The sequence below is a fragment of the Paraburkholderia sp. J12 genome, from assembly GCF_905220215.1.
Taxonomy (GTDB): Bacteria; Pseudomonadota; Gammaproteobacteria; order Burkholderiales; family Burkholderiaceae; genus Paraburkholderia.
Genome location: NZ_CAJMZC010000003.1, coordinates 215,189 through 241,081, shown reverse-complemented (window position 1 = coordinate 241,081; position 25,893 = coordinate 215,189). Strand labels below are relative to the sequence as shown.

The following is a 25,893-nucleotide window of genomic DNA, read 5'->3' as shown; positions in this document are numbered from 1 at the left end:
AGGAATTTACCGACTTCAGGAAATTTGAGCCTTACTCAAGAATATCTATTGACGTATACGTAAATGTGGCGTGAAATAAGCGTCGATGAGGCGAAGTGCTTCGCCTGCGCCCGTATGAGATGGAGGAGACTTTCATGAGCAACGTACCCGGACTGCAGTTCCCGCTTGGCGAAGAAGTCGAAATGCTGCGCGATAGCCTTGCTGCTTTCGTCGCGAAGGAGATCGCGCCGCGCGCGGCCGAAATCGACCGCACCGACCAGTTCCCCATGGACCTGTGGCGCAAGTTCGGCGAACTGGGCGTGCTCGGCATGACGGTTTCGGAGGAGTACGGCGGCGCGGGCATGGGCTATACGGCGCACATGGTCGCGATGGAGGAGATCTCGCGCGCTTCGGCTTCGGTCGGCCTCTCCTATGGCGCGCATTCGAACCTGTGCGTGAACCAGATTCACCGCAACGGCACCGAGGCGCAAAAGCGCAAGTACCTGCCGAAGCTCGTTTCCGGCGAACATGTGGGCGCGCTCGCTATGAGCGAGCCGAACGCGGGCTCCGACGTGGTCAGCATGAAGCTGCGCGCCGAGAAGAAGGGCGACCGCTACGTGCTCAACGGTACGAAGATGTGGATCACCAACGGCCCGGACTGCGACACGCTGGTGGTCTATGCGAAGACCGATCCCGAAGCGGGCCCGCGCGGCATCACAGCGTTCATCGTCGAGAAGGGCTGGAAGGGCTTCTCCGTGGCGCAGAAGCTCGACAAGCTCGGCATGCGCGGCTCGCACACGGGCGAACTGGTGTTCCAGGACGTCGAAGTGCCCGAAGAGAACATCCTGGGCGAGCTCAACGGCGGCGTGAAGGTGCTGATGAGCGGTCTCGACTACGAGCGCGCCGTGCTCGCGGGCGGCCCCACCGGCATCATGGCGGCCGTGATGGATGCGGTCGTGCCGTACGTGCACGACCGCAAGCAGTTCGGCCAGGCGATCGGCGAATTCCAGCTCATCCAGGGCAAGATGGCCGACCTCTACACCACCTTCCAGGCCTGCCGCGCGTATCTCTACGCCGTGGGCCGCCAGCTCGACACGCTCGGCAAGGAACACGTGCGCCAGGTGCGCAAGGACTGCGCGGGCGTGATTCTCTACACCGCGGAAAAGGCCACGTGGATGGCGGGCGAAGCGATCCAGATCCTCGGCGGCAACGGCTATATCAACGAGTATCCGGTCGGGCGCCTGTGGCGCGACGCCAAGCTCTACGAGATCGGCGCGGGCACGAGCGAAATCCGCCGCATGCTGATCGGCCGCGAGCTGTTCGCGGAAACGATGTAATCACGCCGCCTATCACGGTCACGAAAGGAAGTACGCGATGCCGATCATCGAATCGAAGCTCAATCCGCGCTCGGACGACTTCAAGGCCAACGCCGCCGCGCTGGAAGCGCTGGTAGCGGACCTGCGCGAGAAGATCCAGAAGCTCTCGCTGGGCGGAGGCGAGGCTGCGCGCGACAAGCACGTCTCGCGCGGCAAGCTGCTGCCGCGCGATCGCATCGCGCAACTGCTCGACCCGGGCACGCCGTTCCTCGAGTTCTCGCAGCTCGCGGCTTACGGCATGTACAACGACGACGCGCCGGGCGCGGGCGTCATCACCGGCATTGGCCGCATTGCGGGCCAGGAGTGCGTGATCGTCTGCAACGACGCCACGGTGAAGGGCGGCACGTATTACCCCGTGACGGTGAAAAAGCACGTGCGCGCGCAGGAGATCGCGCAGGAAAACCACCTGCCGTGCGTGTACCTCGTCGATTCGGGCGGCGCCAACCTGCCCAACCAGGACGACGTATTCCCCGACCGCGATCACTTCGGCCGCATCTTCTACAACCAGGCGAACCTCTCTGCCGAAGGCATTCCGCAGATCGCCGTGGTGATGGGCTCATGCACGGCGGGCGGCGCCTATGTGCCGGCCATGAGCGACGAGTCGATCATCGTGAAGAACCAGGGCACGATTTTCCTCGGCGGCCCGCCGCTCGTGAAGGCGGCGACGGGCGAGGAAGTCAGTGCCGAAGACCTGGGCGGCGGCGACGTGCACACGCGCCTTTCGGGCGTGGCCGATCATCTCGCGCAGAACGACCCGCATGCGCTCGCGATTGCACGCAGCATCGTCGGCAACCTGAACCGCACGAAGACGCCGCCCGCTGCGCTGCGCGAGCCGCTGCCGCCGCGCTACGACGCAAAGAGCCTGTACGGCGTGATTCCGGTGGATACGCGCAAGCCCTTCGACGTGCGCGAAGTGATCGCGCGCATCGTCGACGATTCGGCGTTCGACGAATTCAAGGCGCGCTACGGCACCACGCTCGTTACGGGCTTCGCGCACATCTGGGGCCACCCGGTGGGGATCGTTGCGAACAACGGTATTCTGTTCTCCGAATCGGCGCTCAAAGGCGCGCACTTCATCGAACTGTGCTGCCAGCGCAAGATTCCGCTCGTGTTCCTGCAGAACATCACGGGTTTCATGGTGGGCCGCAAGTACGAAAACGAGGGCATCGCGCGCAACGGCGCGAAGATGGTGACGGCCGTGGCCACGGCGAAGGTGCCGAAGTTCACGGTGATCATCGGCGGCTCGTTCGGTGCGGGCAACTACGGCATGTGCGGCCGCGCGTACTCGCCGCGCTTCCTGTGGATGTGGCCGAACGCGCGCATTTCGGTGATGGGCGGCGAGCAGGCTGCTTCGGTGCTGGCGACGGTGCGCCGCGACGGTATCGAGGCCAAGGGCGGCACGTGGAGCGCGGACGAAGAGGAAGCGTTCAAGCAGCCGATTCGCGATCAGTACGAGCGCCAGGGCCACCCGTACTACGCGAGCGCACGCCTGTGGGACGACGGCGTGATCGATCCGGCGCAAACGCGCGACGTGCTCGGCCTGGGCCTTTCCGCGGCGATGAACGCACCGATCGGGGATACGCGCTTCGGCGTGTTCCGCATGTAGGCGCGGAGCCTGTGAGGAGGAGAACATGACGATGCAATACGAAACCCTGCTCGTGGACGTGACGGGCCATGTGGCCACCGTCACGCTCAACCGGCCCGACGTGCGCAACGCGTTCAACGAAACCATGATCGCCGACGTGACGGCCGCGTTCACGGCGCTCGGCGCGCGCGACGACGTGCGCGCGATCGTGCTGGCCGGCAACGGCAAGGCATTCTGCGCGGGCGCGGACCTGAACTGGATGCGCAAGATGGCTGGCTACTCCGACGAGGAGAATCGCGCCGATGCCATGCGCCTCGCCAACATGCTTTCGGCCGTCTACCGCTGCCCGAAGCCGGTGATCGCGCGCGTGCACGGCGACGCCTACGCGGGCGGCATGGGTCTCGTGTGCACGGCCGATGTCGTGGTGGCCGTGCACACTGCGAACTTCTGCCTTTCCGAAGCGCGTCTCGGCCTGATGCCCGCGACCATCGCACCGTACGTGATTCGCGCGCTGGGCGAGCAGGCGTCGCGCCGCTACTTCGTGACGGCCGAGGCCTTCGACTGCGCGACTGCGCAGCGCCTTGGCCTCGTGAGCGAAGCCGTGAGCGCCGAAGAACTGGACGCCGCCGTGACGCGCATCGCGCAAACGCTCGTGGCGAACAGCCCGAACGCCGTGCGCGAGTGCAAGCAGCTGGTGCAGGACGTGGCGGGCCAGACGATCGACAACGCGCTTATCGAGGACACCGCCCTGCGCATCGCGCGTATCCGCGCGAGCGCCGAGGGCCGCGACGGCGTTTCGTCGTTCCTCGAAAAGCGCACGCCGGGCTGGCGCAGCTAAGCCGCTGCCGCTGTTTCCCATAACGTCACTCAACCTGCGATCGAACCCGAACGACAGCGAGACCCTCATGTTCAACAAGATCCTGATCGCCAACCGGGGCGAGATTGCGTGCCGCGTGGCGGCAACCTGCCGGCGGCTTGGTGTGAAGAGCGTGGCCGTTTATTCGGACGCGGACGCCAATGCAAAGCACGTGGCCGCTTGCGACGAAGCCGTGCATATCGGCGCGGCTGCCGCGGCGGACAGCTATCTGCGCATCGAGCGCATCATCGCGGCGGCACGCGCGACGGGCGCCGAGGCGATTCACCCGGGCTACGGATTTCTCTCGGAGAACGAAGATTTTGCGCATGCCTGCGAAGCGGCGGGCATCGTCTTCATCGGGCCGCCGGTCGGCGCGATTGCCGCGATGGGTTCGAAGGCCGCGGCCAAGGCGCTGATGCACGCCGCAGCCGTGCCGCTCGTGCCCGGCTATCACGGCGACGACCAGGACCCGGCGCTCCTGCAGCGCGAGGCCGACGCGATGGGCTACCCGGTGCTGCTCAAGGCGAGCGCGGGCGGCGGCGGCAAGGGCATGCGCGTGGTCGAGCGCAGCGAGGACTTCGCGGCAGCGCTGGCTTCGTGCAAGCGCGAGGCGGCGAGCAGCTTCGGCAACGATCGCGTGCTGATCGAAAAGTACCTGACGCGTCCGCGCCACGTCGAAGTGCAGGTGTTTGCCGACAAGCTGGGTGGCGCCGTTTATCTGTTCGACCGCGACTGCTCGGTGCAGCGCCGTCACCAGAAGGTGCTGGAAGAAGCGCCGGCGCCGGGTCTTTCCGACGCGGTGCGCCGCGCGATGGGCGAATCCGCCGTGGCGGCGGCGCGCGCGGTGCAATACGTGGGCGCGGGTACGGTCGAATTCATCATGACGGGCGCCGACTTCTACTTCATGGAGATGAATACGCGCCTGCAGGTCGAGCATCCGGTGACGGAGATGGTCACGGGCCTTGACCTCGTCGAATGGCAACTGCGCGTGGCGGCAGGCGAGCCGCTGCCGCTCGAACAGTCGCAACTTGCCGTGCAGGGGCATGCGCTCGAAGCACGGATCTATGCGGAAAATCCGTCGCGAGGGTTCCTGCCTTCCACGGGCACGCTCAAGCATCTGAGCATGCCGGAGGGCGTGGAGTTCACGATCGGCTCGGCGGCGCAACGTGCGCCCGTGCGTATCGACAGCGGCGTGCGCGAAGGCGACACCATCACGCCGTTCTACGACCCGATGATCGCGAAGCTGATCGTGCACGGCGCCACGCGCGACGATGCGCTGGCGCGCATGCAGCGCGCGCTCGAAGCGTGCGAGGTGGTGGGGCCGCATACCAACGTCGAGTTCCTGCACCGTCTCGTGACCAGTGAGCCGTTTGCGAGCGCCGATCTCGACACGGGCCTGATCGAGCGTCATCACGATGCGCTGTTCGCGCCGCAGCCCAAGCCGGTTCGCGAGGCGCTGGCGCTGGCCTGCGGCGCGCTCTACGAGCGCGAGGGGAGCGGCGCGCGCGACGCGTCGCCCTGGGCTGCGCTTTCGCACTGGCGCCTGAATGGCGGTTACACGCAATCGCTCGGCTGGCGCGATGTGGACACCGATACGGCGTTTTCGGCAACGTTCGCGCAGGACGGGAACGCGCGGACGCTCGCTTGCGCGGGCCGCGTGGAATCGTATTCCTGGTGGCGCGGTGCCGGAGCCGGCGAATACGGCGCGACGATAGGCGACACGCGCGTGACGGGCCGGGTGTTCATCGACGGCGACGTATTTCACGTGTTCTGCCTGGGTGCGGCTGTGGCGCTCGAGTGGCAGAACCTGCTGGCTCACGCGGCGGATACGGAGCACGGCGAAGGCCGCCTGACCGCGCCGATGCCCGGCAAGGTGATCGCCGTACTGGTGGAGCCGGGTGCCGTGGTGGAGAAGGGCGCGCCGCTCATCGTCATGGAAGCGATGAAGATGGAGCACACGATCGGCGCACCGAGCGCCGGCAAGGTGACCGAAGTGCTCTACGGCGTGGGCGACCAGGTGGCAGATGGCGCGCAACTGCTGGTGCTGGAAGCAAGCTGACCGGATAACCCTGTAACCGAGTGAGAGGTGTACCCTGTGGGGCGTTTCGCGTAAGCGAAACGCCTTTTTTTGTACTCGTCATGACGGCCGACGGGCCGGCGTAAGCGCTACTGTGCGCGGGCGAGGCCGCATGTATGGTCGAGGAGTCCCTCGGCCGTGCCGGTGCCGCCTTCCGTATCGCGCGCGCTGTTGACGATGAGCCAGCCATCGCGCTGTGCATCGGGGCCGGCGCCCGTCACGAGGATTGTCTGTGTGTCCATCGTCTGCTGCGAGGCGAGACTGCGATAGACCACGCGGAACGGGTTGTCCTTGTCGCTCAGGCTCGTCACGCGCATCACGCGGTAGCGTTTGCCGTCGAGCGTTGCCGGGCTCCATTGGCCGGGCGCGTCGGCGCGATGCGGTGCGAGGGCCTCGGTGATGTCGGTGCGCATGCAATCCACATGGATATGCAGCTGATTCTGCGAACGCTGCGTGGAGGAATTGATCTCCAGCCCAAGCTGATTGGCGGCGAGACGCGTGCCGAGCTTCGCATCCACGTAGTGGCCTGCATCCCACGCGCCCACCCAGTATTCAGGCGCTCCGCCGTAGAGAATGTCCGGGCTCTCGATACCGGACACACGGTCGGTCGGGATCAGCAGATATTGCGCGCGGCCCGCAATATCCTTGAGCACTGCGTAGCGTTTCTGGAAATCGACTGTCGTGCAGGGGGCGGGCGTGCCCTGGTCGCGCTGGTTGGGCACGCACTGGCCGCCGACCACTTTCCAGAGGCCGTTCGAATCGAGCGTGGAGAGGTGCACGCAGCCGGCCGCGTCGAGGAGCACGGCGGCGCAGAGGGCGAGGAGGAGAGTCCGGAGCAGGGCGATGGGGCGCATGGGTGTGCCGCAAAGTAGAAAGGGTGTCGCCGCAGTCGCGCCAGCGTATCGACGTATCGATGTATCGGCGCGGCACCACGGACAGGCAGCGGGGAGTGTAGCGGAAAGCGTGCGGCGTTCGCGTGAAAGACACGCAGAAACGCCCGCGTAGCGCCGCTCAGATCACCGGTGCGGGCAGCGTGCCCAGTATCTGCTCGAACGCGAGCCCGATGGCGAGCAGCCGCCGGTCGCAGCCGACTGGGCCGTCCAGTTCCAGCCCCACCGGCAGCCGCCCGTACGCAAGCCCGGCCGGCAGCGCGAGACCGGGAATGCCGGCGTTGCTGCCCGGGTCGGTATTGCGCAGGTAGGCGCTCATTTCGTCGATCGGCGCCGCGCCTTCGATCGAGACGCGCGAGGAGCCGTTCAGTTCGTCGATGGGAACGGCGGCAAGGCGCGTGGTCGGGAACATCAGTGCATCGAGTCCGCACGCGGAGAACGTCTGCGCGTAAAGCTGCTGTAGACGCGGGCGCCAGACGGCGAGCGCCGTGGGGTAGTCGGCGCCCATCTGGTCCGCGAGAATGGCGTCGTAGGCCGCGCGCACGTCGGGGCTCGCAATGCGCGCCGCCACTTCGGCCACGGTGCGCACAGGCGCCTGGTTCGCGGCGAGCCACGCCTCCAGGTCGCCGATTGGCTCGTGCAGCGCGATCGCTAGGCTCACCCGGTCGTTGATCGTCAGCAGTTCGGTCATTTCCACGGGCACGAACGTCACGCCCGCGACTTCGAGTTTCGCCCGGGCCTCGTGCATCGCGTCTTCGAGAGCCGCTTCGAGCCCTTCCCAGAGCGGCGCGGGCAGCCCGATGCGCAGGTTCGCAACGGCCGCCTGCGCGAGCGGCCCGTGCCCCGTGATGACCCCGTCGAGCAGCGCGACATCGGCCACGGTGCGTGCCATCGGCCCCACCGTGTCGCGCGTGTGGCTGATCGGCACCACGGCCTGCGGATCGTGATAGCGCCGGTGCGTGCCGCCGTCGCCGACCGAGGGACGCAGGCCCACGATGCCGCACAGCGCGGCGGGAATGCGCGTGGAGCCGCCGGTATCGGTGCCGAGCCCGGCAGGCACGATGCGCGCGGCAATCGCGGCCGCGGTGCCGCCCGAAGAGCCGCCGGGGATGCGTTCCGGATCGTAAGGATTGCGTACGGGTCCGGCGCTCGGGTTCAGATTCGTGCTGGTGATGCCGAAGGCCAGTTCGTGCATGTTGGCCTTGCCGAGCACGACCGCGCCCGCATCGACGAGCCGCTGCACCGAAGGCGCGTGCCGCGCCGGCACGAAGCCTTCGAGCGCGGGCGTGGCCGCCGCCGTCTGCAGGCCGCGCGTGTTGATGTTGTCCTTCACCACGACGGGCAGCCCCGCGAGCGGCAAGCGTGCGCGCTCGTTCGGGCCGAGCGAATCGATGCGTCGCGCCGCGGCCAGCGCGCCTTCCACGTCGAGCACCGTGAGCGCATTCAGGTTCGACAGCGCATGGGCGCGCGCGATCAGGGTCGCCGCATAGTCGGCGGCCTTCAGCCGGCCGGCATGGATCGCCTCGACGGCTTGCGTCGAGGTGAGTGCGACCTGCTTGTCGACGGTCCAGCTCATGCTGCCGTTCTCCTCATGCCGGTGGGCTCATGCGCCCTGTTTGCCGCGTTTCATGAAGCGCAGCGCGAAGCGCGCCAGCGCGGGCACGAACGTGGGGCGCAGAAGGCGCGGGTCGTAGCCGCTCATGCGTTCGTCGTTTTCCCTCAGGCACAGTTCCAGCATCTCGCGCGGCTCGAGCGCGGCACCGATCGTTTCGCGGTTCTCGGGCAGGAAGTTCGAATCGTGCGCCACGCCGTCCGCGTCGATGCCGCGCGCGATCGCGAGGCGTTCCCACACCAGCATGAACCAGATCGCGGCGACGCGCATCGAGTGCCAGGGCCTGCGCCACCACGGCATGGTCTTGCGATACCACGCCACCCAGTTCACGAAGAAGAGGATATGGCGGGCTTCTTCCTGGATCACGGGTTCGAAGGTTTCGACGAGTTCGGCGGGGAAATAGCCCGAGCGCTGCGCGGAGCGGAACAGGCCGAATGCGAAGAAGCTGTCGATGCATTCGCTGTAGCCCGTGAACATCCACGCCCATTCGGGTTTGGGCGGCGGCGGGTAGGCGGGTTCGGGCGCGAGCTCGATGCCATAGGCCGCCACGAGGTGCGAGAGCACGACCTTGTGGCGCGCTTCTTCGCCCGCGTCCATTTCGAGCGCGGCGCGCAGGAGCGGGTCCTGCACGGTTTCGGCGTAGGTCTGCACGCGGATCGAGGCGCGGCCCTCGGTCTGCACGGCGATGTCCCAGATGGGCAGCGAGGTGAGGCGCCGCAGCGCGTCGGGCTCGAGCTTCGGCCAGTCGAGCACCGCGGGGCGATACGGATCGTGTGTTTCGAGCAGCATCTTGCAGAACATCTTGCGATGCTCCTCCGATCCGATCCTGATGGCCCCTGGCGTGTCGTAGGTCCAGCGACGCAACGCGTCGTCCTGGTCGGCGGAGAAGGATGCGCCTTCGTCCGGATGCATCAGGGTTTCGGACATGGAGCGGGATCGTTGTCGGTGATGTGGCTCCTATTCTGTCACAACCGTAAGGAAAGCTGCTGCGTCACGCGCAGCGGCGTTGCTCGTCGATCCACATGCGGGCCCAGCGAAAGGCGTAGGCCAGCGCGAGCTCTTCGTCGAAGAAGTAGTCGAGCGCGTCGAACGAATGGACGTGGCCGGGCTTCTGGCCGATCGTCAGATTCGCGGCGTAGAGGCCGTTGGGCTGCCGTTGTGCCGCTGTGGCGACGTCGTAGCCCTTGTAGCGGATGGATGCGTTCATGGCGTCGGAATCTCTGCGGGTCTTGCGGTGGCGCGCCAGACAAGGCGGCGCGGGCACGACCAAGGTTAGGGGCAGGCGCGCGCGGACGGAACCAATCTTTCGTCGCAAGCAAATCAGGGGCGGCCGGGAACCGTCAGCAGCGCGAGCGCGATGGCGCGAGGGGCGTGCCCGGAGTCAATGTGGACGTCGGGCCGGAAAGCGTCTGTGGGATGGCGCACGCGCGCGTTTGTGCGGCGCGCGAGGTGTGTGCGCTGGCGGACGTTGGCTTTGTGAGGGGACGTTTTGCTGCGGCGGGAGCGATCACGGGCCCGTCATGAAGGCAACGGCGCGACAGACGCCGCGCCGTGCGTATGAACATTCAAACGGTCTTCAAACTACGTTCAAACCGCGAGGCTTAGCCGCTTTTCGCTGCGGACCTCGTTCGCGGCGCCCGCAATGGGTGCGCCCGTTGCGGCGTGTTGCGAATTGAAGGCCAGCGCGAATTGCGCGGCTTGCTGGCCCACCGTCGCAAGCTGGTCGACCACCTTGGGATCCGAGCAATGCTGCGCGCTCTCGAAGCGCGTTTCGAGCGTGTTGATGCCCGCGCCGAACGGCGTCGGCCAGCCGCGCAGCGCGTGCACGATCGAGCGCAGCGAGGTCAGCACGGAGCCGGCGGCCTGCCAGCCATAGGCCGTCACGATGCAGCCCACGGCGCGGCCGTCGAGGTAGGGGCGCGAGTCGGCGCGCAGTTCTTCGAGCGTGTCGAGCGCGTTCTTCACGAGACCCGAGACACCGCCGTGATAGCCCGGCGTCGCGATGATGATGGCGTCCGCGGCGCGCACGGCTTCGATCAGTTCGTTCTGCTCGACGGTGCGCGTGTCGCTTTCGGGTGCGTAGTGCGGCAGGCTGTGCAGGAACGTGCCGCCGAACAGGCGGGTGCGGGCGCCGGCCTGCTCCGCGCCGCGCAGGGCGAAGCCGAGCGCGCGTTCGGTCGACGAAGCGGCGCGCGTCGTGCCGCCGATGCCGACGACGAGCGGGCGGCGTTGCGTATCGGAAATGCTCAAGGGGGGCTCCTTCGATAGCGGGGCTCGGTGCCAGGTGAGCCTCGCACCGGAAAAATCAGGGCTGATTCGCCATCTTAGCCAGCGCGCCATGCGGCACGAACCGACTTTTTGTTCTAACGATATATGCGGTCCGATATGCGTCTTGCAGTGCCTGGCGACTGAGCGACGAGGCGCAGCGCACCATATGGATATACGAAACCATTGGTTGGGCTGCGCGAGGGTGTCTGGCTAAGATGAAACCGTCTCCTCCATGACATCTCCTTGACATGGGATTCGGCCCCGCACCTCACGGTGACGGGGTCGCTTTTTTTCCGGAAGACGGTTTGGGCGCGTTGGCGCCGAGGCTCAGTGCGTGGTCGGCACGCGGTAGTTCACTTGCAGGATATTGCCGTCCGGGCCGATCTGCGGCGGGATCTCGGGGATGTGGTCGGGGGGCGACGCCTTGCTCCCGGGCGCGGCCGGTGCGATCACGGGTGCGGGAGCGCGCAAGGCGGGCTCGGCGACGCGGCGCGTGGGCGGCGGGTCGGCGGAGGCGAGCTTGTGTTTCGCGCCGTGGTGCCCCGGCGTCTTCTTGTCGGCCGCACCTGGACGCAGCGCAGGCGTGCGTACCTCGGGCATTCGCGCCTCGGGCGGATTCCAGATCTCGATGTAGTGTTCCCCGGCGAGCGCGGTGGACGCGAGGACGCACAGCATGGTCCCCGCCAAGATGAATCGCACGTCGACTTCTCCGTTCTGATGTCCCTTCCGGCCCCTGAGGCTGCTGGCGGCCCGCTCGACGGCGCGTGCCTTGCGGCGCTCCCGGCGCGACCCGATCAAAGGCCGGCAGGCTGCACGCACTGTACATTCATACAGCAGCTATTGCAAACGTTTGGGACGCGCCGGCGTGCCCATGTTGCGTGAATGCCTGGCCAGGCTTGCTCTGGCGCCCGAAGTGCTCCAGGACGAACACGGAGGGCGGGACACGCGCCGGCGGATCAGGCGTTCTGGCCCTCTGGCACCTTCGCGTGCAGGCCGAGCCAGCGCCCGTAGCTGCGCGGCGAGAACGCGAGCGTGAGCGCGATCATCGCGGTGAGGGAGATCGCGAGCATGATCCAGGCGGCGGTGAAGCTGCCGGTCAGATCGCGCACGCGGCCGGCCACGAGCGGGGCGAGTGCGGCGATCACGAAGCCCACGCCCTGCACGAACGCGACGAGCCGCGCCGCCACCCGGTGATCGGCGCAATGGTCGAGCGCGGTGACGAGCGTGACCGAAAACGTCCCGCCGAGACCCGCGCCCGCGGCGGCCACCCACAGGAGCGGCGCTGCTTCGGGGCGCACCGCGAGGCCGACCACGCCGATCCACTGCGCACAGAGGCCGGCGACGAGCCACGGCCGCCGGTCGGTGAACGCCGCCGCCGCGAGCGGCAGCAGCAGGGCGCTCACGGCCTGGAAGACGGTCATCGCGGCCAGCAGCGAGCCGCTGGCCGCTACGCTCGCGCCGTGCTGCTGATAGTAGGCGGGCAGCCAGGCGACGAGACTCGTATACCCGCCGTTGACGAGCCCGAAGTGCAGGCCGAGCGTCCACGCGCGGCGCTTGCGCCAGAGGGGAACGTGAATCGCGGCGGGACTGCTTACGCTCGCTGGGCCTGAGCCCGCCTGCGCGCCTGCCCGGCGATTGAGCGCCGCCCAGACCGCGAGCGCCACGAGCGCGGGAAGCGCCCACACGGCGAGGCCCGCATGCCACGACGCGCCAAGGCGGGCGACCCAGGGGCTGAGGCTCGCGCCGAGGCCCCCGCCGCCCATGATCGACGCCGAAAAGAGCCCCATCGCAAGCGGCACGCGGTGCGCGAAGCGCTGCTTCATGACGGCGGGCAGCAATGCCTGAATGACGGCGACACCGGCGCCGGCCACGGCGGCGCTCAGCATGAGGGTCGCGCCGCTCGAGGCGACGGCGCGCGCGCCGCAGGCCGCGGCGATGGCCACGAGCCCGAGCGCCACGCCGCGCGTTTCGCCGATGCGCCGGGCGAGCCAGCCGGTGCCGAACGCGCCCAGCCCCATCGCGATGACGGGCAGGCTGGTGAGCAGCGAGGCACCCGAAAAGCTGAGTCCCGTTGCCGCACGGATGGTGGTCATGAGCGGACTGAGCGAGGTGAGCAGCGGGCGCAGATTGAGGCCGATCGCGACGATGGTCGCGTACCAGGCGAAGGTGGCCGCCGTGCTGGCGGTGGCCGTCGAGGTGGAGCGGGACGTCACTCGGTCAACCTTTGAGTTGCAAAATGGTTAACCATGATATCAAATTATGGTTGACCATTTTGCTATGCCCGGCATATGAGGGATGCGCGCCGAAGCGCTTCGGTACGTGTTTCGCTGCGTTGCGTGCATCGCTACAATTCCAGCCTGATCCTGCTATCCCGCACGCTTTCATGGCCCACGCTTCCCGTCCTGCCGATTCCCTGCCCGTGGCGCAAACGGGCGAACCCGCCGATATCGAGGCGCTCGTTTATGCGTCGATTTCGTCCGCGCTGCTGCAGGGCAAGCTCGCGCCGGGGCAGCAACTGGTGGAGCGCGAACTGGCCGCCGCATTCGGCTGCACGCGCGGCGCGCTGCGCAAGGTGCTCGCACGGCTCGGTCACGAGGGCAAGCTCGTGCTCGCGCCCAATCGCGGCGCGTTCGTGCCGTCGCCTTCGGAGGAGGATGTGCGTGCGGTCTATCGCGCGCGCCAGGTGGTGGAGGCGGGGGTGATGGTGAGCCTCTCCGGCGCGCTGGATGCCGCGGGGCGGCGCAGTCTCGCCGCGCATGTGCGCAGCGAGCGCAAGGCGTTCAAGGAAGGGCGGGTGGACGACGCGGTGCGGCTCGCCGGGCAGTTTCATCTGCTGCTGACGGGGCTCGCGGGCGGCGAGGCACTGGTGGCGGCGCTGGCGCCGCTGGTGGCGAAGACCGAACTCTACAAGGCGTTGTTCGATCCGTCCAAAGGCTCGCTTTGCGCGCCCGACGAGCACGAACAGATCATCGCGGCGCTCACCGAAGGCGATTCGACAGCGGCGCTCGACGCCATGCGCCAGCACCTGGCCGAACTGGAAGAGCGGGTGGTTCAGCAGGTGCGCATGCGGTCAGGCCGCGACCTGAAGACCGTATTCGCGGAGGTTTGAGCGGCCGGCGATCCGGCGGCCGGCGATCCGGCGGCTGGCGCTTAAGCTGCCGCCGCGCCGCCTACACCTGCTCGCAGCGCTTGCGCAGTTCCTTCGAGGCGGCAAGCGGAATGCGTGCGTCGTCCCAGGTCGCAAGCCATTCCACTTCCTTCGAAGCGAACACCTGGCCGTGATTGCGCAGAGCGTACTGCAACGAATCGATGATGTGATTGCGGATGATTTCGGGCGTATGCCGGTCGTCGAGAACGGCGCGGAAGGCTTCGAGCGTGGCCATCGCGTGGGCTCCAGCGGGTGTTGCGATTACGCTGTTATCGCACGACAAAATTGCGCGTACCACTTCACCAAAAATCGCCGGCAAAAAAGTCCTGCCTGCTCAACCGAAGCGCTCCGCACGCCACGGATGGGGATCGGTGAAGGTGGGCGTCCCGGTCATCATTTCGGCGAGCAGCCGGCCCGTGACGGGACCGAGCGTGAGGCCGTGATGGTTGTGGCCGAACGCGAACCAGAGGCCCGCATGGCGCGGCGCCGGGCCGATCACGGGGCGCATGTCCGGCGTGCAGGGCCGCATGCCGAGCCAGGGCGCGGGATCGACGCGCTCGCCCAGTCCGAAGATCGGCTTTGCCACGGCTTCCACGCGCGCGAGTTGCACGCCCGTGGGCGGCGTGCCGCGTCGTGCGATCTCCACGCCCGTAGTGAGCCGCACACCTTGTTCCATGGGGGCGATGGCATAGCCCAGTTCGCTGTCCACGACGGGCGCGCAGAGCGTTCCGCGTTCGGGCCGGTAGTGCATGTGATAGCCGCGCTTCGCGCGCAGAGGGATGCGATAGCCGAGCGGCTCGAACACCGTGTCCGACCACGGCCCGAGCGCCAGCACCGCCTCGCGTGCGGCCAGGGAGCCCTGCGCAGTATCGACGATCCACGCGTCGCTCTCGCGGCGCAGGGTGGTGGCGTCGCCGGTGACGAGCGTGCCGCCTTCTCGCGCGAAGAGCTGCGCGTAGCGTGCGACAAGCGCTCCCGGATTGGCGACGGTCTTCGGATCGAGCCAATGCAGCGCACCGGCGAAGCCTGGCGCGAGACTCGGCTCGCGGGCGCGCAGCGCGGTTGCGTCTAGCACGGTCACGCTCAGGCCGTGCTCGCGTGCCGTGCGCTGCGCCCGCGCCGCTTCGCGCTCGAAACGCGGCCCGCTGTGATACGCCTGTAGCCAGCCGCTCGCGCGCACGAGCGCGGTGGCGCCGGCCCGCGCGACGAGCGCGTCGTGCTCGGCGACACTGCGTTCGATGAGCGGCAGCATGTCGCGCGCGGCGGCAGCGTGCCGCTGCGGCGACGATTCCCACCAGAAGCGCGCGAGCCACGTGGCGTACGAAGGCAGCGCACGATAGTCCCAGTAGAGGTCGGTCGAGCGGTTGCGCGCGTAGCGCAGCAGCGTGCCGAAGTCGCGCGGAAAACCGTAAGGCACCACCGACGAGCGCTCGATCAGTCCTGCGTTGCCGTAACTCGTTTCTTCGCCGGGGCCGCGCCGGTCCACGAGCGCGACGCGGCGTCCGCGATCCTGCAGATGCAGCGCCGCACTCACGCCGACAATGCCGGCTCCCAGAACGATGACGTCGAAATCCATAGGCTCGCGCGTTGCCGCGCAGTTCGAGGTGGGCATGCCGTTGCGCAAGCAACGGAATCGGGGCCGCCGCGCAACACCGTATCGGCGAATGCCGACGGTGAGGCGCGCGGCGGGCGCCTCAAACTGTAACCACCACGCGAGCGCTTCGCAAGCGCACGAACCTTGCGCGTTGCCTCTGTGTTACCCCTGCGTTACGTCAATACTCAGGTACGCTTCGCGCGTTCGCGCATGAAAAGCTCGAGTTCGTCACGCAACGCCTTCGCGACAGCGGGCCGTTCGTGCAGCCGCCGACCATAGGCCGCGATGGCCGGCCACGCGGCGAGATCGATCTGCACGTGCGGCGCCCAGTTCAGCATCACGAAGAGATAGGCATCGGCCACGCTGAACGTGTCGAGCAGATACGTGCGCCCTTCCAGATGCCGTTCGAGCAGGTCGAAGCGCAAGGAGACGTTGCTGCGCGCGTAGTCCTTCACGGCCTCGCTGGTCTCCTGCGTGAGCAGCGGCAGGAACACGGCCTTGTGCAGCTCCGTGCCGATGAAGCCCAGCCACTGCTGCATCTGCGCGCGCTCGCGCGTGCCCGTGGGCGGCGCGAGCCGCGCCTCGGGATAGCGGTCGGCCACGTAGGGCAGCACGGCCGTGTTTTCGGTGAGCTGCCAGCCGTCGTCCTCGCGCAGCACGGGCACCTGGCCGAGCGCATTGACCGAATAGAAGTTGCCGCCTTCGGCCATCTGCTTCGACTGGGTATCGACCTGCACGTAGTGTGTGTCCGCGCCGGCCTCGTAGAGCGCAATGCGCGTGGCGAGCGAGCAGGCGAGCGGGGCAAAGTAGAGTTCCATCGTGATCTTCCTCCATGTGGATTTTGTACTATATTGAACAAAATATCGCCTGACCAATATTTCTATGCAATCCAGTACAAAAAAGGATAGTCGTCCGCGTGGGCGTCCGCGCGCCTACGATCCCGGCACCGCACTCGCCCAGGTGCGCGACACGTTCTGGCGCAACGGCTATGCGGGCACCTCGCTCGACGACCTGAGCACGGCCACGGGCATGAACCGCCCGAGCCTCTACGGCGCGTTCGGCGACAAGCACGCGCTGTATCTGCAGACGGTCGAGGGCTACGTGGAAGCGGGCCGCATGGCCATGGAAGCGATGCTGGACAACGCGTTGCCGCTGCCGGACGCCCTGATGCGCGTCTTCGACGAGGCGCTCAGGTGGTACCAGCCCGCGGGCGAGACGGCGCGCGGGTGTCTGTTGATCGGGACTGCGGCGGTGGAGGCCGTCAACGACGAGGCCGTGCGTGAGCGGCTGGGGGCGGGGCTGCGCAGCTTCGACAAGGCATTCGAGCGGCGCCTGCGTTACGGCGTGGAGCACGGAGAGCTGCCGCCCGAAGCGGACCCGGCGATGCTTGCGCGCGTGGCTTCGGCACTGCTGCACAGTACCGCGTTGCGCGCGCGTGCCGGTGACTCGCGCGCCTCGCTGCGCGCGACGGCGGCGGCCGGCATCGCGCTGATCTGCGGCGCCGATGTGTCTTCCTCAGCCGCCCCTGAGAAGGCCCATACGCCCGCGCGCCGCGCATGACGCCCCGGAACCGGTGGGCTGCACGATCCATCCATGGTTAAACTAGCGAGGTTGCGCAACGATCGCTTGCGCTATCCACGAGGGGAACGCAATGGTGCGGTATCGGCACTACAAGGGCGGCATGTACGAACTGGTGTGCGAGGCGACCCTCGAATCCGATCCTTCGGTCACGATGATCGTGTACCGCGCCGCGAACGGCACGATCTGGACACGGCCCGCTTCGGTGTTCTTCGAACTCGTCGAGCACGAAGGCGCCCTCGTGCCGCGTTTCGCTCCCGTCAACTGACGTCCGAACTCCGCTTCCTTTTTCCCGCCCTACCGAGGTCGAACCGACTATGCGTCTTCTGATTGCGCTCATCCTGCCCTGGCTGCTGTTTTTCACGATCGGCCGGCCCGTTGCGGGGATCATCTGCCTGATCCTGCAGATCACGCTGCTCGGCTGGATTCCCGCCGCGATCTGGGCCGTCTACGCGCTCAGCCAGTATCAAACCGACCGCAAGATCGACGAGGCGCTCGGCAAGCGCTTCTGACGCACCACGCTGCCGCACCGGGAACGGCGCTACAGGTGCCATTGCGCGGCCCGAAAAGCATCAGGCCCGCCAACTCTTTCGAGGGGCGGGCCTGATGCTTTCAATACGGTTCGATGCGCTGGGCATCGCGCCGGCTCCGGGCCGGCGTTCAAACTCGCTACAGCTTACTGGCCGGATTGCGACGTGCCGCTGGTCGAGGGACCGTAGGCGGTTGCGGCCTTTTCGGCTGCGACCTTGGCTTCGGCGGCCTGAATGTTGTCGGGGTAGTGCATCCAGTCGCTCGGATCGTAGCCGGCGGCGCGCAGTTGCGCGAGTTCGGCCTTCACTTCGGCGCGGGTAACGGGCTGCTGCGACTGGGCAAACGATGCGGCCGGAACGGCCAGCACGGCGGCGACCAAAACTGCCTTGAGAAGCGATTTCATGACGAACCTCCAATATTTTGTTTAGGGGGCGTGACCCGGAAGGCTTTGCCCATGACGTCAATGTAAGCGTTTTCCAGATTAGGGTAAATACCTAAAAAGCGAATTCAGTGTTCTCCTGGCGACAACAGTCGCACCCCGATTATTCATACAAATAGAGGTAAAAAGGGCCTGGGAGGGGCGCCGGACGCCGCCGATTATTACGAAACACGCAATGGGAATTCGCCGACAACGGCATATATCCGGCTTGGGCGCTTGCCTAGAATCGAGTCACCGTCTGCAAGCTCGCAGCCGAGCGGTATCGCTGCGGTTTCGCAGGCAACTCGAACAATCCGGAGGTCACCCATGAAATCGCTCGTCTATGCCGCCGCCGTGGCGGTTGTTCTTGCGGCGCCCGTCGCCGCATTCGCCCAGTCCGCCGACCAGGGCCTCACGCGCGATCAGGTGCGCGCGCAACTCATCGAATTCCAGCAAACGAGCCACAACCAGGCCGCAGGCGGCGAAGCCGTGAGCGCCCCGGCCGTGCAGAACGACGGTTCGTTCGGCGGTGTCAGCGGCACCTCGTCGATGGCCGGTGCGGGCTACGTGTCGGAAGCCGCGCGTGGCGGCCCGCATGCCGTGTACTTCGGCGGATCCTGAGCACGTAGCTCGGGCGCATAGCGTCCTGCAAAGGAAGTCGAAGCCCGCGGTGCAAGCCGCGGGCTTCTTGCTTTTTGCGCCTGAATTTCAAGCCTGATGGACCGGAAGCAGATTCGTCAGGAAACCGATGCATCCGGCGCGTCGAGCACGAGATCGGTTTGCGCGACGGCCACGCAGGTGAGCACGTAGCCGTCCGCTTTTTCCTCGCGGCTGAGCCCCGGCCATTCGATCGTGAAGCGCACCTCGCCGCTTGTCACGCGGCACAGGCAGGTGCGGCAGGTGCCGTTGCGGCACATGCGCGGCAGGCGTATGCCCGCAAATCCCGCTGCTTCGAGCAGCGTGAGTTCCGGCGGCGCCTCGAACGTGACACCTAGCGGTTCCACGCGCACGCGCGGCACGGTCGTTTCGTCCCGATCCTTCGTCACGAAAGCGATACCCCCAGCAAGCGCCCGGCCCCGGCGGTGAACGCCGCGGCGACGAGGCCGATTGCGATCTGCCGGAACGCCGAAAACGCCGCGCTGCGGCCGTTGAAGAGCGACGTGAACACGCCCACCGCCGCCAGTCCGAGCGCGCTCAAGAGTATCGACTGGACGATCGCCGAGGTTCCCTGCGCCCAGAGAAACGCCGCCGCCGGAAAGACCGCGCCCAGCGAGAAAAGACAGAACGACACCGCCGCTGCCGACCACGGATTGCCGCCCAACTCCTTCGGGTCGATGCCGAGCTCTTCGTGCGCGAGCGTATCGAGCGCCTGATCGGGGTCGCGCATGATCTGCGCGGCAACGCGGCGCGCTTCGTCGGCGTCGAGCCCCTTCGCCTGGTAGATCAGCGCGAGCTCATGACGCTCGGCGTCGGGCGTGTGCTCCAGTTCGTCGGCTTCCTTGGCGAGCTGGGTGCGCGCCAGCTCGCGCGCGTTGGTCACCGAGAGCCATTCGCCGAGCGCCATCGAGCAGGCGCCCGCCACGAGTCCCGCGAGCCCGGTGAGCAGGATCGTGCGGTTGCCGCTGCCCGCGCCCGCCACACCCATGATGAGGCAGAAGTTCGAGACGAGCCCGTCGTTGGCGCCGAGCACGGCGGCGCGTAGATCGTTGCCCGAAGTCGCGCCCTTGTGCCACGACTCCGCAGCGGCGATCTGCTGGCCTTTCGATTTGCCGCGCGCCGCCTTGTTCGCGACGATCGCCTGGATGGTGGCTGCGTGCTGCTGTTCCTGCGCCGAGAGTTTTTCGGCGCCGGGTTCGTGGGCGTAGCGGTCGCGGTCCGCGTATTCGGTGGCGGCCACGGTGGGCAGCACGATCGAGGCGCCGAACAGGCGCGTGAGCGTCTGGAGGAGCCGGGTTTTCGCGCTGCGCCGGTGCGGGCGCGGATGCACGCCGTTGGCCGCGAGCTTTTCCAGCCAGACGTGCGCATGCTCGCGCTCGGAGGCGGCGAGTTCCGCGAAGATCCTGCTGCGCTCGCTGTCCTGTTCGGCGTGGGCGAGCGTGTCGTAGACGGCGGCGCTGTCGAGTTCGTCGGCGAGGTGGCGCCGGTAGCGTTTCAGTTCGTGGGCGGAGGCCATGAGGCGCGAGCGGAAAGGGAGTCCGCCAAGCTTAACCTGGCGCACAGGCGCCGCGCGCGCACGGCTACCTGTCCGACTTTAGCGCCGCCGCCGCATGTGCCGATAGACCGTATTGCGCGCGAGGCCCAGTTCGCGAGCGGCGGCCGAGACGTTGCCGCGATGGCGCGCGAGCGCTTCTTCCACGAGTGCTGCCTGCCACTCTTCCAGGCGGCCGGGGCGCGACGTGTGCGCAGGCAGTGTCGCGCTCTCGCAATCGTCCAGCAGGTCTTCGGGCAGATGGTCGAGATCGATGGCCGCTTCGCCTTCGGCAAGGATCGCCGAAGTGCGCAGTACGTTGGCGAGCTGGCGCAGATTGCCCGGCCATCTGCAGCGTGCGAACACGTCGCGCACGGCGGGCGTAAGACGCGCCGGCGCTTCGCGCACTTCGCGCCGCACGGCGCCCAGCATGCTTTCGACGAGCGCGTCGAGATCGCTGCGTTCCGCGAGCGGCGGCAACGTGACGACCAGCCCGTTGATGCGGTAGTAGAGATCCTCGCGGAAGGTGCCCTCGGCGATCATCGCGCGCAGGTCGCGATGCGTTGCGCAGACGATGCGCAGGTCCACCGGCACCGCGCGGCTCGCGCCAAGCGGGACGACCGTGCGCTCCTGGAGCACGCGCATGAGGCGCACCTGCTGCGCGAGCGGCATATCGCCGATTTCGTCGAGAAAGAGCGTGCCGCCGTGCGCCTGGGCGATCTTGCCCGGGCTGCCGCGGCGTCTCGCGCCCGTGAACGCGCCGTCCTCGTAGCCGAAGAGCTCGGCTTCGATCAGCGTCTCGGGCAGCGCCGCGCAGTTGAGCGCGACGAAAGGCGCATCGCGCCGCGGCGAGTCCTCATGCAGCGCCCGCGCGAGCCATTCCTTGCCGGTGCCCGTGCGGCCGAGCACGAGCACCGGGATATCGCGGCCCCGCACGCGCGCCACGCGCTGCAGGACGGCGTGCACGCGCGCGTCGCCGGTATCGAGTTCGGCGAGCGTGGGTTGCGGCACGGCAGATGTCTTGTCTTCCGCAGCGGGCGGACGCGGCGGCGTGCGCTTGCCGGAGGCCGGTGCAGCCGGTGCCCCCGGTGTATCCCGCAGGCTCAGCGCAGTGCCCGGCGCGCCGCGCGCGAGCACGCGCACGCCGCTTTGCAATGTGAGCGTGAGCAGATCGCCGGGCGCGCGCATCAACTGCTGCATGAAGGCGGGAAAGCCGATGCCGAAGAGCGCGGCGAAGTCGCGCTGACGCAGGTCCGCGAGCGGCGCGCCGAACTGGAACAGCGCGCTGCGGTTCGCGCACAGCAGGGTCCCGTCGGGCGCGAACGCGGCCAATCCTTCGTAGAGCGTACCAATGAACTCGGCGCGGGCATGAAACTGCAGGCGCACCGCATCGGCGAAATCGCTGTTGAAGAGCTGGTTTTCGATCATCTGCGCCGACATGCGCACGAGCGCCAGCGTGTGCTTGTGAAAGCCGCGCGAGTCGCCGCTCACGTCGAGCGCGCCGAGCGTGCGGCCGTAGGGATCGGCAATCGGCGCGCACGAGCAGGTGAGGATGTGGTTCGCGCGCAGGAAATGCTCGTCGGCGTGGACCGTGGTGGGCTGCCCCGCGACCAGCGCCGTGCCGATCGCATTGGTGCCGCGATGCCGCTCCGACCAGGAGACGCCCGGGCGCAACGCCACGCGCCGCGCTTTCTCGACGAAGTCCGTGTCGCCGAGGCTGTGCAGGATCACGCCGTTGCGGTCGGTGAGCAGCACCATGCTCTGCGTATCGACGATTTGCGCGTGCAGGGCGTCCATCACCGGACGGGCCTGGTGATAGAGCGTGTGGTTCGTGTCGATGAGATCGCGCAACTCGCCCGCGCGCAGCGCCTCGAACTCGGGCGCTTCGGCGGCGCGCAGGCCAATCGCGCGCGAGCGCGCGTGAGCCTGCGCGATTGCGTCCGCGTGGGCCGCGTCGTGCGGCGTGACGGGGCGTCGGGTCACTCGTGTCTCCAGTTGTTCTGGGCGCCCGCGGTGCGCGCCGCTGCGTTGCAGCATGGCGGTGCGCACGGCGCGAACGTCGTCTCATGGTACAGGATAAGCGCCGGCGCCAGATCCGCGTTCCGGCTGTCGGCGCGACCGGGGTATTTTCGACTTGCCTTTGTCTGCACGAGTGCCAGGATTCAAGCGTGGACGCGCAATGCGTGCGCGCCGGCTCCGTCTTGCGGAGACGATCATGGTGCAAAGCGAATTGAGAATCGTCGTGGCGACGCTCGCCACGTTCGTCGCGCTGTTCGGCGTGGCGCTCGTGATCCACGGACTCTTTTTCGACCTCGACAACCTCGTGTTGTATGGCGCCGCGACGATAGCGGGCGGCATTGTCGCGTTCGTGGTGATGTTGACGCTGCACCCGAGGGACGTGGAAGAACATCGGCATCGCGAAACCTGAAGGACGGGTCGCGGGCGGCAGAAAATGGCCCCCGGATGGGGCCAGGGCACGTATTTTCCCCAGTGCGGCAACGTGGGACTTGCGGCTCGGCAGAAGTCGTCTAAAGTGAATCCAATCAACCGCCGCAAACGTATCGCGTCACACATTGGAGATGGCGGCTGATGAGCTTATCCGCGTGCGCCAGGGAGGGGCATCTGTAGCGCGGCCCGTTCACCCTCTACCGAAGGCCATTCCCATGCAGATCATTTTTCCGGATGAAGTGCCCGAGTATTCGGGGCCTGAGCTGACCCTGGCGTTTCCGGCCATGGTCGATGGGGAGAGGGTGGAGTGCACGATCACGGCCGCGGCGCTGGAGGATCACTTCGGAGCGGCTTCGCCGCGCGCCGAAGACATGCTCGATGCCTTCGATCATCACCGCGAGCGCATCGAGGCGGTTGCACGCCGGCTGCTTTCCGAGACGCGCGCGCAATGCCTCGTGCTGCGTAGCGGTTACGTCCGCTTCGTGCAGGCGCACGGCTCGGTGTCCTGAACACGGCGCCCGCCGGGCTGGCGGGCGTTTCCTCTCGTGGGCGATGGTTCGCCCATGTCTTCGCCTGTACGATCCCTGCCGCCGGGCTTCCTGCCCGGCGTTGCGTTTGTGCGCTCAGATCATGCGCCGCAGCGTGTTGTCGCGCAGCACGAGATGGTGCGCGATGGCCGCGAACGCATGCAGACCGATCACCCAGTAAAACGCATTGCCGATCAGCACGTGCGCGTCCTTGATCGCTTTGCGCGCAATGGGATCGGGGCCCGCCAGCGTGATTTGCAGATCGAGTCCGGCCAGCGTGACCGGATGGCCGCCCGTGTTGATCATCAGGATGCCCAGCAGCGGCTGCACGAAGATGAAAAGGTAGAGCGCGAGTTGCACGAGCCGCGAGAGAAACGCGAGCAGGCGGTTCGCGTCGATTTCGGCCGGTGCGCCGTGCCAGAGGCGCCATAGAAGTCGCAGCACGGCGAGCGTGAGCACGAGCGTGCCCGCCCAGAAGTGCACGTTGCTCCAGAACGCGCGGCTGTCCGAGCCCTTCGGGCCGCGGACTTCGATGGCCAGATACGCGAGCGCGACGAGCAGGAAGATGGCCCAGTGAAAGAAGATGGCGGGCCGGGAATAGCGGTCGGCGGCGGGGAAGGTGGCCACAGGGCACTCTCCTGGTGTCGGGAAACGTATTGGCGTAGGGGCCGATATGGGGCCGTTTCTCCCTATGATAAGGAGGTCCGGGTGCGGCGTGCAGTTGGCCGGCCGGCGGACTTGACGCGCAGGGGTAAAAGCGGCCGACCGTGACGAACCTCTCCCGCAAAAACGCATCGGGCGGCCCCAGGGCCGCCCGATGTACGGCTGACTTCTGCGTACTTCCCGTGCTTATTCGCCGCCGAGGTAGAAGTAGCGGAACAGGAACACCGCGGCGATGATCCAGACGATCGCCTTCACCTGGCGCGCGCGGCCCGTCAGGAGCTTCAGGCCCGCATACGAGATGAAGCCGAACGCCACACCGTTCGCGATCGAATACGTGAACGGCATGGTGAGCGCGGTGAGCGCGGCCGGCACGGCTTCCGTGGCGTCCTCCCAGTCGAGCCCGGCGATCTCGCGCATCATCAGGCACGAGACGTAGAGCAGCGCGGGCGCGGTTGCGTAGCCGGGCACCACGCCCGCGAGCGGCGCGACGAAGAGGCACGCGAGGAACAGCACGGCCACGGTGAGCGCCGTGAGGCCGGTGCGGCCACCCGCCTGCACGCCCGAGGCGCTTTCGATGTAGGCCGTGGTCGACGACGTGCCGAGCACCGAGCCCGCGAGGATCGCGGTGCTGTCCGCGAGCAGCGCGCGGTTCAGGCGGTGCATCTTGCCGTGCACGAGCAGGCCCGCGCGGTTCGCGACGCCCATCAGCGTGCCGGTGGCGTCGAACAGCTCGACGAGGAAGAACACGAGGATCACGTTCAGCACGCCCGTGGAGAGCGCGCCCTTGATGTCGAGCTGCGCGAAGGTCGGCGCGATCGAGGGCGGTGCGGAGAAGATGCCGTGGAACTGGTTGCCGCCGAAGAAGAACGAGAGGATCGTGACGCCCACGATGCCGATCAGGATCGCGCCGCGCACCTTCAGCACGTCGAGCGTGACGATGGCGAAAAAGCCGATGATGGCGAGGATCGCGTGCGGGTCGCCGAGGTTGCCGAGCGTGACGAGCGTGGCCGGGTTGCCCGTGATGATGCCTGCGGTCTTCAGCGAGATGATGGCGAGGAAGAGCCCGATGCCGGCTGTGATCGCCACGCGGATCGAATGCGGAATGCCGTTGATGATCGCCTCGCGCACGCGCAGCAGCGTGACGATGAAGAACAGGCACCCGGAGATGAACACGGCGCCGAGCGCTGCCTGCCACGTGAAGCCCATGCCCTTGACGACGGCGTAGGCGAAGTAGGCGTTCAGGCCCATGCCCGGCGCGAGCGCGATCGGGTAGTTCGCATAGAGGCCCATGACGATCGAGGCGAGCGCCGCAACGAGGCAGGTGGCCACGAACACCGATTCCTTCGGCATGCCGGCGTCGCCGAGGATGGCCGGGTTCACGAAGATGATGTAGGCCATCGTGAGGAAGGTGGTGAAACCGGCTAGCAGTTCGGTGCGCAGGTTGGTGCCTGCTTCTTCGAAACCGAAATAGCGTTTGATGGCGTCCATATGGATCGGCCCCCTGAGTGTCGAGCGGATTGCGTTGTTGTGAAGAGCGGCGGCGGTTGCCTGCGGTTGCGTGGACAGCACCGCTACGGGCGGGATTGTAAACAAGCTTGTCGGCAAAGTGCCGAATTGCGGCAGCGGGCGTGGAGCGGGTGCAACAGGGCGGTGCGGCGGGAAGGGCTGTTCGATGCGCTCGTGCCGGTGCACAAAGCGAACGCTGCCTCGCGCAAGGAGGCAGATCGATGCGCCCGCAAAGGTTCGTGCCATGCGGGCGGTGTTGCGGTGCGGCAGGTCAGGGCCTGGCGCGGGTCATGCGGTTTCTGCAGTGGCGCGTCGCGTTACTGCGCGGGGGCCATCGCGCCCATGCGGGCGGCGCGGCGCTGCGCCACGATGGCGCCTGCGCGTTGCGCATTCTCGGGATAGTCGATCCAGTCCAGCGGATCGTAGCCGGCCGCGCGCCATTCGACGAGATCGGCGCGGACTTCGGCGCGGGTCTTCGGGGCGGAGGGATCGTAGGTCTGCGCGAAAGCCGAAACCGACGCGAGCGAGCACCCGGCCACCAGCAGGCCGAGCGTGATGCGCGAGAGGGAGAACATGGCGATACCTTTCGTATTAGGGATTACCCTAATTAGTATAGGCCGTATCTCGATAAACGAAAGGGGAAAGTCCC

28 protein-coding genes are annotated in these 25,893 nt (G+C 67.3%); 11 read left to right on the top strand and 17 right to left on the bottom strand.

The annotated features are described in order from the left end of the window. Positions 1-134 precede the first annotated feature (134 nt). The 4 genes from U5760_RS09835 to U5760_RS09820 all read left to right on the top strand — a co-directional run bounded on the left by U5760_RS09835 (position 135) and on the right by U5760_RS09820 (position 5,855). A complete protein-coding gene (locus tag U5760_RS09835) occupies positions 135-1,316 on the top strand; it encodes an isovaleryl-CoA dehydrogenase (RefSeq protein ID WP_322011379.1) in 1,182 nt (393 codons plus the stop codon). 37 nt (positions 1,317-1,353) lie between these two features. After that, positions 1,354-2,961: a carboxyl transferase domain-containing protein gene (locus U5760_RS09830; RefSeq protein WP_322011377.1), complete on the top strand. Its 1,608-nt coding sequence runs from the start codon at positions 1,354-1,356 to the stop codon at positions 2,959-2,961. A 31-nt stretch (positions 2,962-2,992) separates the two neighbouring features. Then, positions 2,993-3,778, top strand: coding sequence for an enoyl-CoA hydratase/isomerase family protein (locus U5760_RS09825; protein WP_322011730.1), 786 nt, complete (start codon positions 2,993-2,995; stop codon positions 3,776-3,778). Between the two features lie 67 nt (positions 3,779-3,845). Next, complete coding sequence (locus tag U5760_RS09820) at positions 3,846-5,855, top strand: acetyl/propionyl/methylcrotonyl-CoA carboxylase subunit alpha (protein ID WP_322011376.1); 2,010 nt, start codon at positions 3,846-3,848, stop codon at positions 5,853-5,855. A gap of 107 nt (positions 5,856-5,962) precedes the next feature. Here the strand turns inward: U5760_RS09820 and U5760_RS09815 are convergent, their stop codons facing one another. The 7 genes from U5760_RS09815 to U5760_RS09785 form a co-directional block, all read right to left on the bottom strand. Then, a complete protein-coding gene (locus U5760_RS09815; RefSeq protein ID WP_322011374.1) occupies positions 5,963-6,727 on the bottom strand; it encodes a CDP-diacylglycerol diphosphatase in 765 nt (254 codons plus the stop codon). Between the two features lie 157 nt (positions 6,728-6,884). Continuing rightward, positions 6,885-8,339, bottom strand: coding sequence for an indoleacetamide hydrolase (gene iaaH / locus U5760_RS09810; protein WP_322011372.1), 1,455 nt, complete (start codon positions 8,337-8,339; stop codon positions 6,885-6,887). A 27-nt stretch (positions 8,340-8,366) separates the two neighbouring features. Further along, the gene (locus tag U5760_RS09805) at positions 8,367-9,302 is read right to left on the bottom strand and encodes a ferritin-like domain-containing protein (RefSeq protein ID WP_322011370.1); all 936 of its coding nucleotides are present in this window, start codon (positions 9,300-9,302) and stop codon (positions 8,367-8,369) included. 64 nt (positions 9,303-9,366) lie between these two features. Continuing rightward, positions 9,367-9,582, bottom strand: a complete 216-nt coding sequence (locus tag U5760_RS09800; protein ID WP_322011368.1) for a transcriptional regulator — start codon at positions 9,580-9,582, stop codon at positions 9,367-9,369. A gap of 380 nt (positions 9,583-9,962) precedes the next feature. Continuing rightward, a complete protein-coding gene (locus U5760_RS09795) occupies positions 9,963-10,625 on the bottom strand; it encodes an NAD(P)H-dependent oxidoreductase (protein ID WP_322011366.1) in 663 nt (220 codons plus the stop codon). A 345-nt stretch (positions 10,626-10,970) separates the two neighbouring features. After that, positions 10,971-11,342, bottom strand: a complete 372-nt coding sequence (locus tag U5760_RS09790; RefSeq protein ID WP_322011364.1) for a hypothetical protein — start codon at positions 11,340-11,342, stop codon at positions 10,971-10,973. A gap of 257 nt (positions 11,343-11,599) precedes the next feature. After that, the gene (locus U5760_RS09785) at positions 11,600-12,856 is read right to left on the bottom strand and encodes a cyanate transporter (RefSeq protein WP_415914071.1); all 1,257 of its coding nucleotides are present in this window, start codon (positions 12,854-12,856) and stop codon (positions 11,600-11,602) included. A 170-nt stretch (positions 12,857-13,026) separates the two neighbouring features. On the opposite strand from U5760_RS09785, the gene U5760_RS09780 reads away from it, so the two are divergent. Then, positions 13,027-13,752: a GntR family transcriptional regulator gene (locus U5760_RS09780; protein WP_322011363.1), complete on the top strand. Its 726-nt coding sequence runs from the start codon at positions 13,027-13,029 to the stop codon at positions 13,750-13,752. A 61-nt stretch (positions 13,753-13,813) separates the two neighbouring features. On the opposite strand, the gene U5760_RS09775 is transcribed toward U5760_RS09780, so the two are convergent. The 3 genes from U5760_RS09775 to U5760_RS09765 form a co-directional block, all read right to left on the bottom strand. After that, a complete protein-coding gene (locus U5760_RS09775; RefSeq protein WP_028229149.1) occupies positions 13,814-14,026 on the bottom strand; it encodes a hypothetical protein in 213 nt (70 codons plus the stop codon). Positions 14,027-14,125: 99 nt separating this feature from the next. Next, positions 14,126-15,367: an FAD-binding oxidoreductase gene (locus U5760_RS09770; RefSeq protein ID WP_322011360.1), complete on the bottom strand. Its 1,242-nt coding sequence runs from the start codon at positions 15,365-15,367 to the stop codon at positions 14,126-14,128. 203 nt (positions 15,368-15,570) lie between these two features. Continuing rightward, a complete protein-coding gene (locus U5760_RS09765) occupies positions 15,571-16,203 on the bottom strand; it encodes a glutathione binding-like protein (protein WP_322011358.1) in 633 nt (210 codons plus the stop codon). Between the two features lie 64 nt (positions 16,204-16,267). On the opposite strand from U5760_RS09765, the gene U5760_RS09760 reads away from it, so the two are divergent. The 3 genes from U5760_RS09760 (at position 16,268) to U5760_RS09750 (ending at position 17,475) form a co-directional block, all read left to right on the top strand. After that, complete coding sequence (locus U5760_RS09760; protein WP_322011357.1) at positions 16,268-16,945, top strand: TetR/AcrR family transcriptional regulator; 678 nt, start codon at positions 16,268-16,270, stop codon at positions 16,943-16,945. Between the two features lie 91 nt (positions 16,946-17,036). Then, positions 17,037-17,231: a DUF1653 domain-containing protein gene (locus U5760_RS09755; RefSeq protein ID WP_042339429.1), complete on the top strand. Its 195-nt coding sequence runs from the start codon at positions 17,037-17,039 to the stop codon at positions 17,229-17,231. Positions 17,232-17,280: 49 nt separating this feature from the next. Next, a complete protein-coding gene (locus tag U5760_RS09750) occupies positions 17,281-17,475 on the top strand; it encodes a YqaE/Pmp3 family membrane protein (protein WP_322011356.1) in 195 nt (64 codons plus the stop codon). 164 nt (positions 17,476-17,639) lie between these two features. Here U5760_RS09750 and U5760_RS09745 read toward each other — a convergent pair whose 3' ends face one another. Continuing rightward, a complete protein-coding gene (locus U5760_RS09745; RefSeq protein WP_322011355.1) occupies positions 17,640-17,897 on the bottom strand; it encodes a DUF4148 domain-containing protein in 258 nt (85 codons plus the stop codon). 342 nt (positions 17,898-18,239) lie between these two features. Between U5760_RS09745 and U5760_RS09740 the strand changes: the two genes are divergently transcribed. Further along, entirely contained in the window at positions 18,240-18,533 is a 294-nt protein-coding gene (locus U5760_RS09740; protein ID WP_322011354.1) for a DUF4148 domain-containing protein, read from the top strand. Between the two features lie 116 nt (positions 18,534-18,649). On the opposite strand, the gene U5760_RS09735 is transcribed toward U5760_RS09740, so the two are convergent. From U5760_RS09735 to U5760_RS09725, 3 genes are all read right to left on the bottom strand, one after another. Next, positions 18,650-18,958: a 2Fe-2S iron-sulfur cluster-binding protein gene (locus U5760_RS09735; RefSeq protein WP_322011353.1), complete on the bottom strand. Its 309-nt coding sequence runs from the start codon at positions 18,956-18,958 to the stop codon at positions 18,650-18,652. After that, positions 18,955-20,085, bottom strand: coding sequence for a VIT1/CCC1 transporter family protein (locus tag U5760_RS09730; RefSeq protein ID WP_322011352.1), 1,131 nt, complete (start codon positions 20,083-20,085; stop codon positions 18,955-18,957). Before U5760_RS09730 ends, U5760_RS09735 begins: the two co-directional genes overlap by 4 nt. A 78-nt stretch (positions 20,086-20,163) precedes the next feature. After that, entirely contained in the window at positions 20,164-22,083 is a 1,920-nt protein-coding gene (locus U5760_RS09725; protein ID WP_322011350.1) for a sigma-54-dependent Fis family transcriptional regulator, read from the bottom strand. 232 nt (positions 22,084-22,315) lie between these two features. On the opposite strand from U5760_RS09725, the gene U5760_RS09720 reads away from it, so the two are divergent. After that, positions 22,316-22,528: a DUF2964 family protein gene (locus U5760_RS09720; protein WP_322011348.1), complete on the top strand. Its 213-nt coding sequence runs from the start codon at positions 22,316-22,318 to the stop codon at positions 22,526-22,528. 235 nt (positions 22,529-22,763) lie between these two features. Continuing rightward, complete coding sequence (locus U5760_RS09715) at positions 22,764-23,057, top strand: DUF1488 domain-containing protein (protein ID WP_322011347.1); 294 nt, start codon at positions 22,764-22,766, stop codon at positions 23,055-23,057. Positions 23,058-23,171: 114 nt separating this feature from the next. Here U5760_RS09715 and U5760_RS09710 read toward each other — a convergent pair whose 3' ends face one another. The 3 genes from U5760_RS09710 to U5760_RS09700 all read right to left on the bottom strand — a co-directional run bounded on the left by U5760_RS09710 (position 23,172) and on the right by U5760_RS09700 (position 25,819). After that, the gene (locus U5760_RS09710; protein ID WP_322011345.1) at positions 23,172-23,702 is read right to left on the bottom strand and encodes a cytochrome b; all 531 of its coding nucleotides are present in this window, start codon (positions 23,700-23,702) and stop codon (positions 23,172-23,174) included. A 222-nt stretch (positions 23,703-23,924) separates the two neighbouring features. Then, positions 23,925-25,226, bottom strand: a complete 1,302-nt coding sequence (locus U5760_RS09705) for an NCS2 family permease (RefSeq protein WP_322011344.1) — start codon at positions 25,224-25,226, stop codon at positions 23,925-23,927. A 335-nt stretch (positions 25,227-25,561) separates the two neighbouring features. After that, the gene (locus U5760_RS09700) at positions 25,562-25,819 is read right to left on the bottom strand and encodes a DUF4148 domain-containing protein (protein ID WP_322011342.1); all 258 of its coding nucleotides are present in this window, start codon (positions 25,817-25,819) and stop codon (positions 25,562-25,564) included. Positions 25,820-25,893 lie beyond the last annotated feature (74 nt).

Coding starts and splice junctions, on each gene's coding strand:
- U5760_RS09705 (WP_322011344.1), bottom strand. CDS start 25,226: ATGGACGCCATCAAACGCTATTTCGGTTTCGAAGAAGCAGGCACCAAC.
- U5760_RS09745 (WP_322011355.1), bottom strand. CDS start 17,897: ATGAAATCGCTTCTCAAGGCAGTTTTGGTCGCCGCCGTGCTGGCCGTT.
- U5760_RS09830 (WP_322011377.1), top strand. CDS start 1,354: ATGCCGATCATCGAATCGAAGCTCAATCCGCGCTCGGACGACTTCAAG.
- U5760_RS09780 (WP_322011363.1), top strand. CDS start 13,027: ATGGCCCACGCTTCCCGTCCTGCCGATTCCCTGCCCGTGGCGCAAACG.
- U5760_RS09730 (WP_322011352.1), bottom strand. CDS start 20,085: ATGGCCTCCGCCCACGAACTGAAACGCTACCGGCGCCACCTCGCCGAC.
- U5760_RS09740 (WP_322011354.1), top strand. CDS start 18,240: ATGAAATCGCTCGTCTATGCCGCCGCCGTGGCGGTTGTTCTTGCGGCG.
- U5760_RS09755 (WP_042339429.1), top strand. CDS start 17,037: ATGGTGCGGTATCGGCACTACAAGGGCGGCATGTACGAACTGGTGTGC.
- U5760_RS09825 (WP_322011730.1), top strand. CDS start 2,993: ATGCAATACGAAACCCTGCTCGTGGACGTGACGGGCCATGTGGCCACC.
- U5760_RS09835 (WP_322011379.1), top strand. CDS start 135: ATGAGCAACGTACCCGGACTGCAGTTCCCGCTTGGCGAAGAAGTCGAA.
- U5760_RS09820 (WP_322011376.1), top strand. CDS start 3,846: ATGTTCAACAAGATCCTGATCGCCAACCGGGGCGAGATTGCGTGCCGC.
- U5760_RS09700 (WP_322011342.1), bottom strand. CDS start 25,819: ATGTTCTCCCTCTCGCGCATCACGCTCGGCCTGCTGGTGGCCGGGTGC.
- U5760_RS09815 (WP_322011374.1), bottom strand. CDS start 6,727: ATGCGCCCCATCGCCCTGCTCCGGACTCTCCTCCTCGCCCTCTGCGCC.
- U5760_RS09805 (WP_322011370.1), bottom strand. CDS start 9,302: ATGTCCGAAACCCTGATGCATCCGGACGAAGGCGCATCCTTCTCCGCC.
- U5760_RS09760 (WP_322011357.1), top strand. CDS start 16,268: ATGCAATCCAGTACAAAAAAGGATAGTCGTCCGCGTGGGCGTCCGCGC.
- U5760_RS09800 (WP_322011368.1), bottom strand. CDS start 9,582: ATGAACGCATCCATCCGCTACAAGGGCTACGACGTCGCCACAGCGGCA.
- U5760_RS09775 (WP_028229149.1), bottom strand. CDS start 14,026: ATGGCCACGCTCGAAGCCTTCCGCGCCGTTCTCGACGACCGGCATACG.
- U5760_RS09750 (WP_322011356.1), top strand. CDS start 17,281: ATGCGTCTTCTGATTGCGCTCATCCTGCCCTGGCTGCTGTTTTTCACG.
- iaaH (WP_322011372.1), bottom strand. CDS start 8,339: ATGAGCTGGACCGTCGACAAGCAGGTCGCACTCACCTCGACGCAAGCC.
- U5760_RS09770 (WP_322011360.1), bottom strand. CDS start 15,367: ATGGATTTCGACGTCATCGTTCTGGGAGCCGGCATTGTCGGCGTGAGT.
- U5760_RS09765 (WP_322011358.1), bottom strand. CDS start 16,203: ATGGAACTCTACTTTGCCCCGCTCGCCTGCTCGCTCGCCACGCGCATT.
- U5760_RS09715 (WP_322011347.1), top strand. CDS start 22,764: ATGCAGATCATTTTTCCGGATGAAGTGCCCGAGTATTCGGGGCCTGAG.
- U5760_RS09720 (WP_322011348.1), top strand. CDS start 22,316: ATGGTGCAAAGCGAATTGAGAATCGTCGTGGCGACGCTCGCCACGTTC.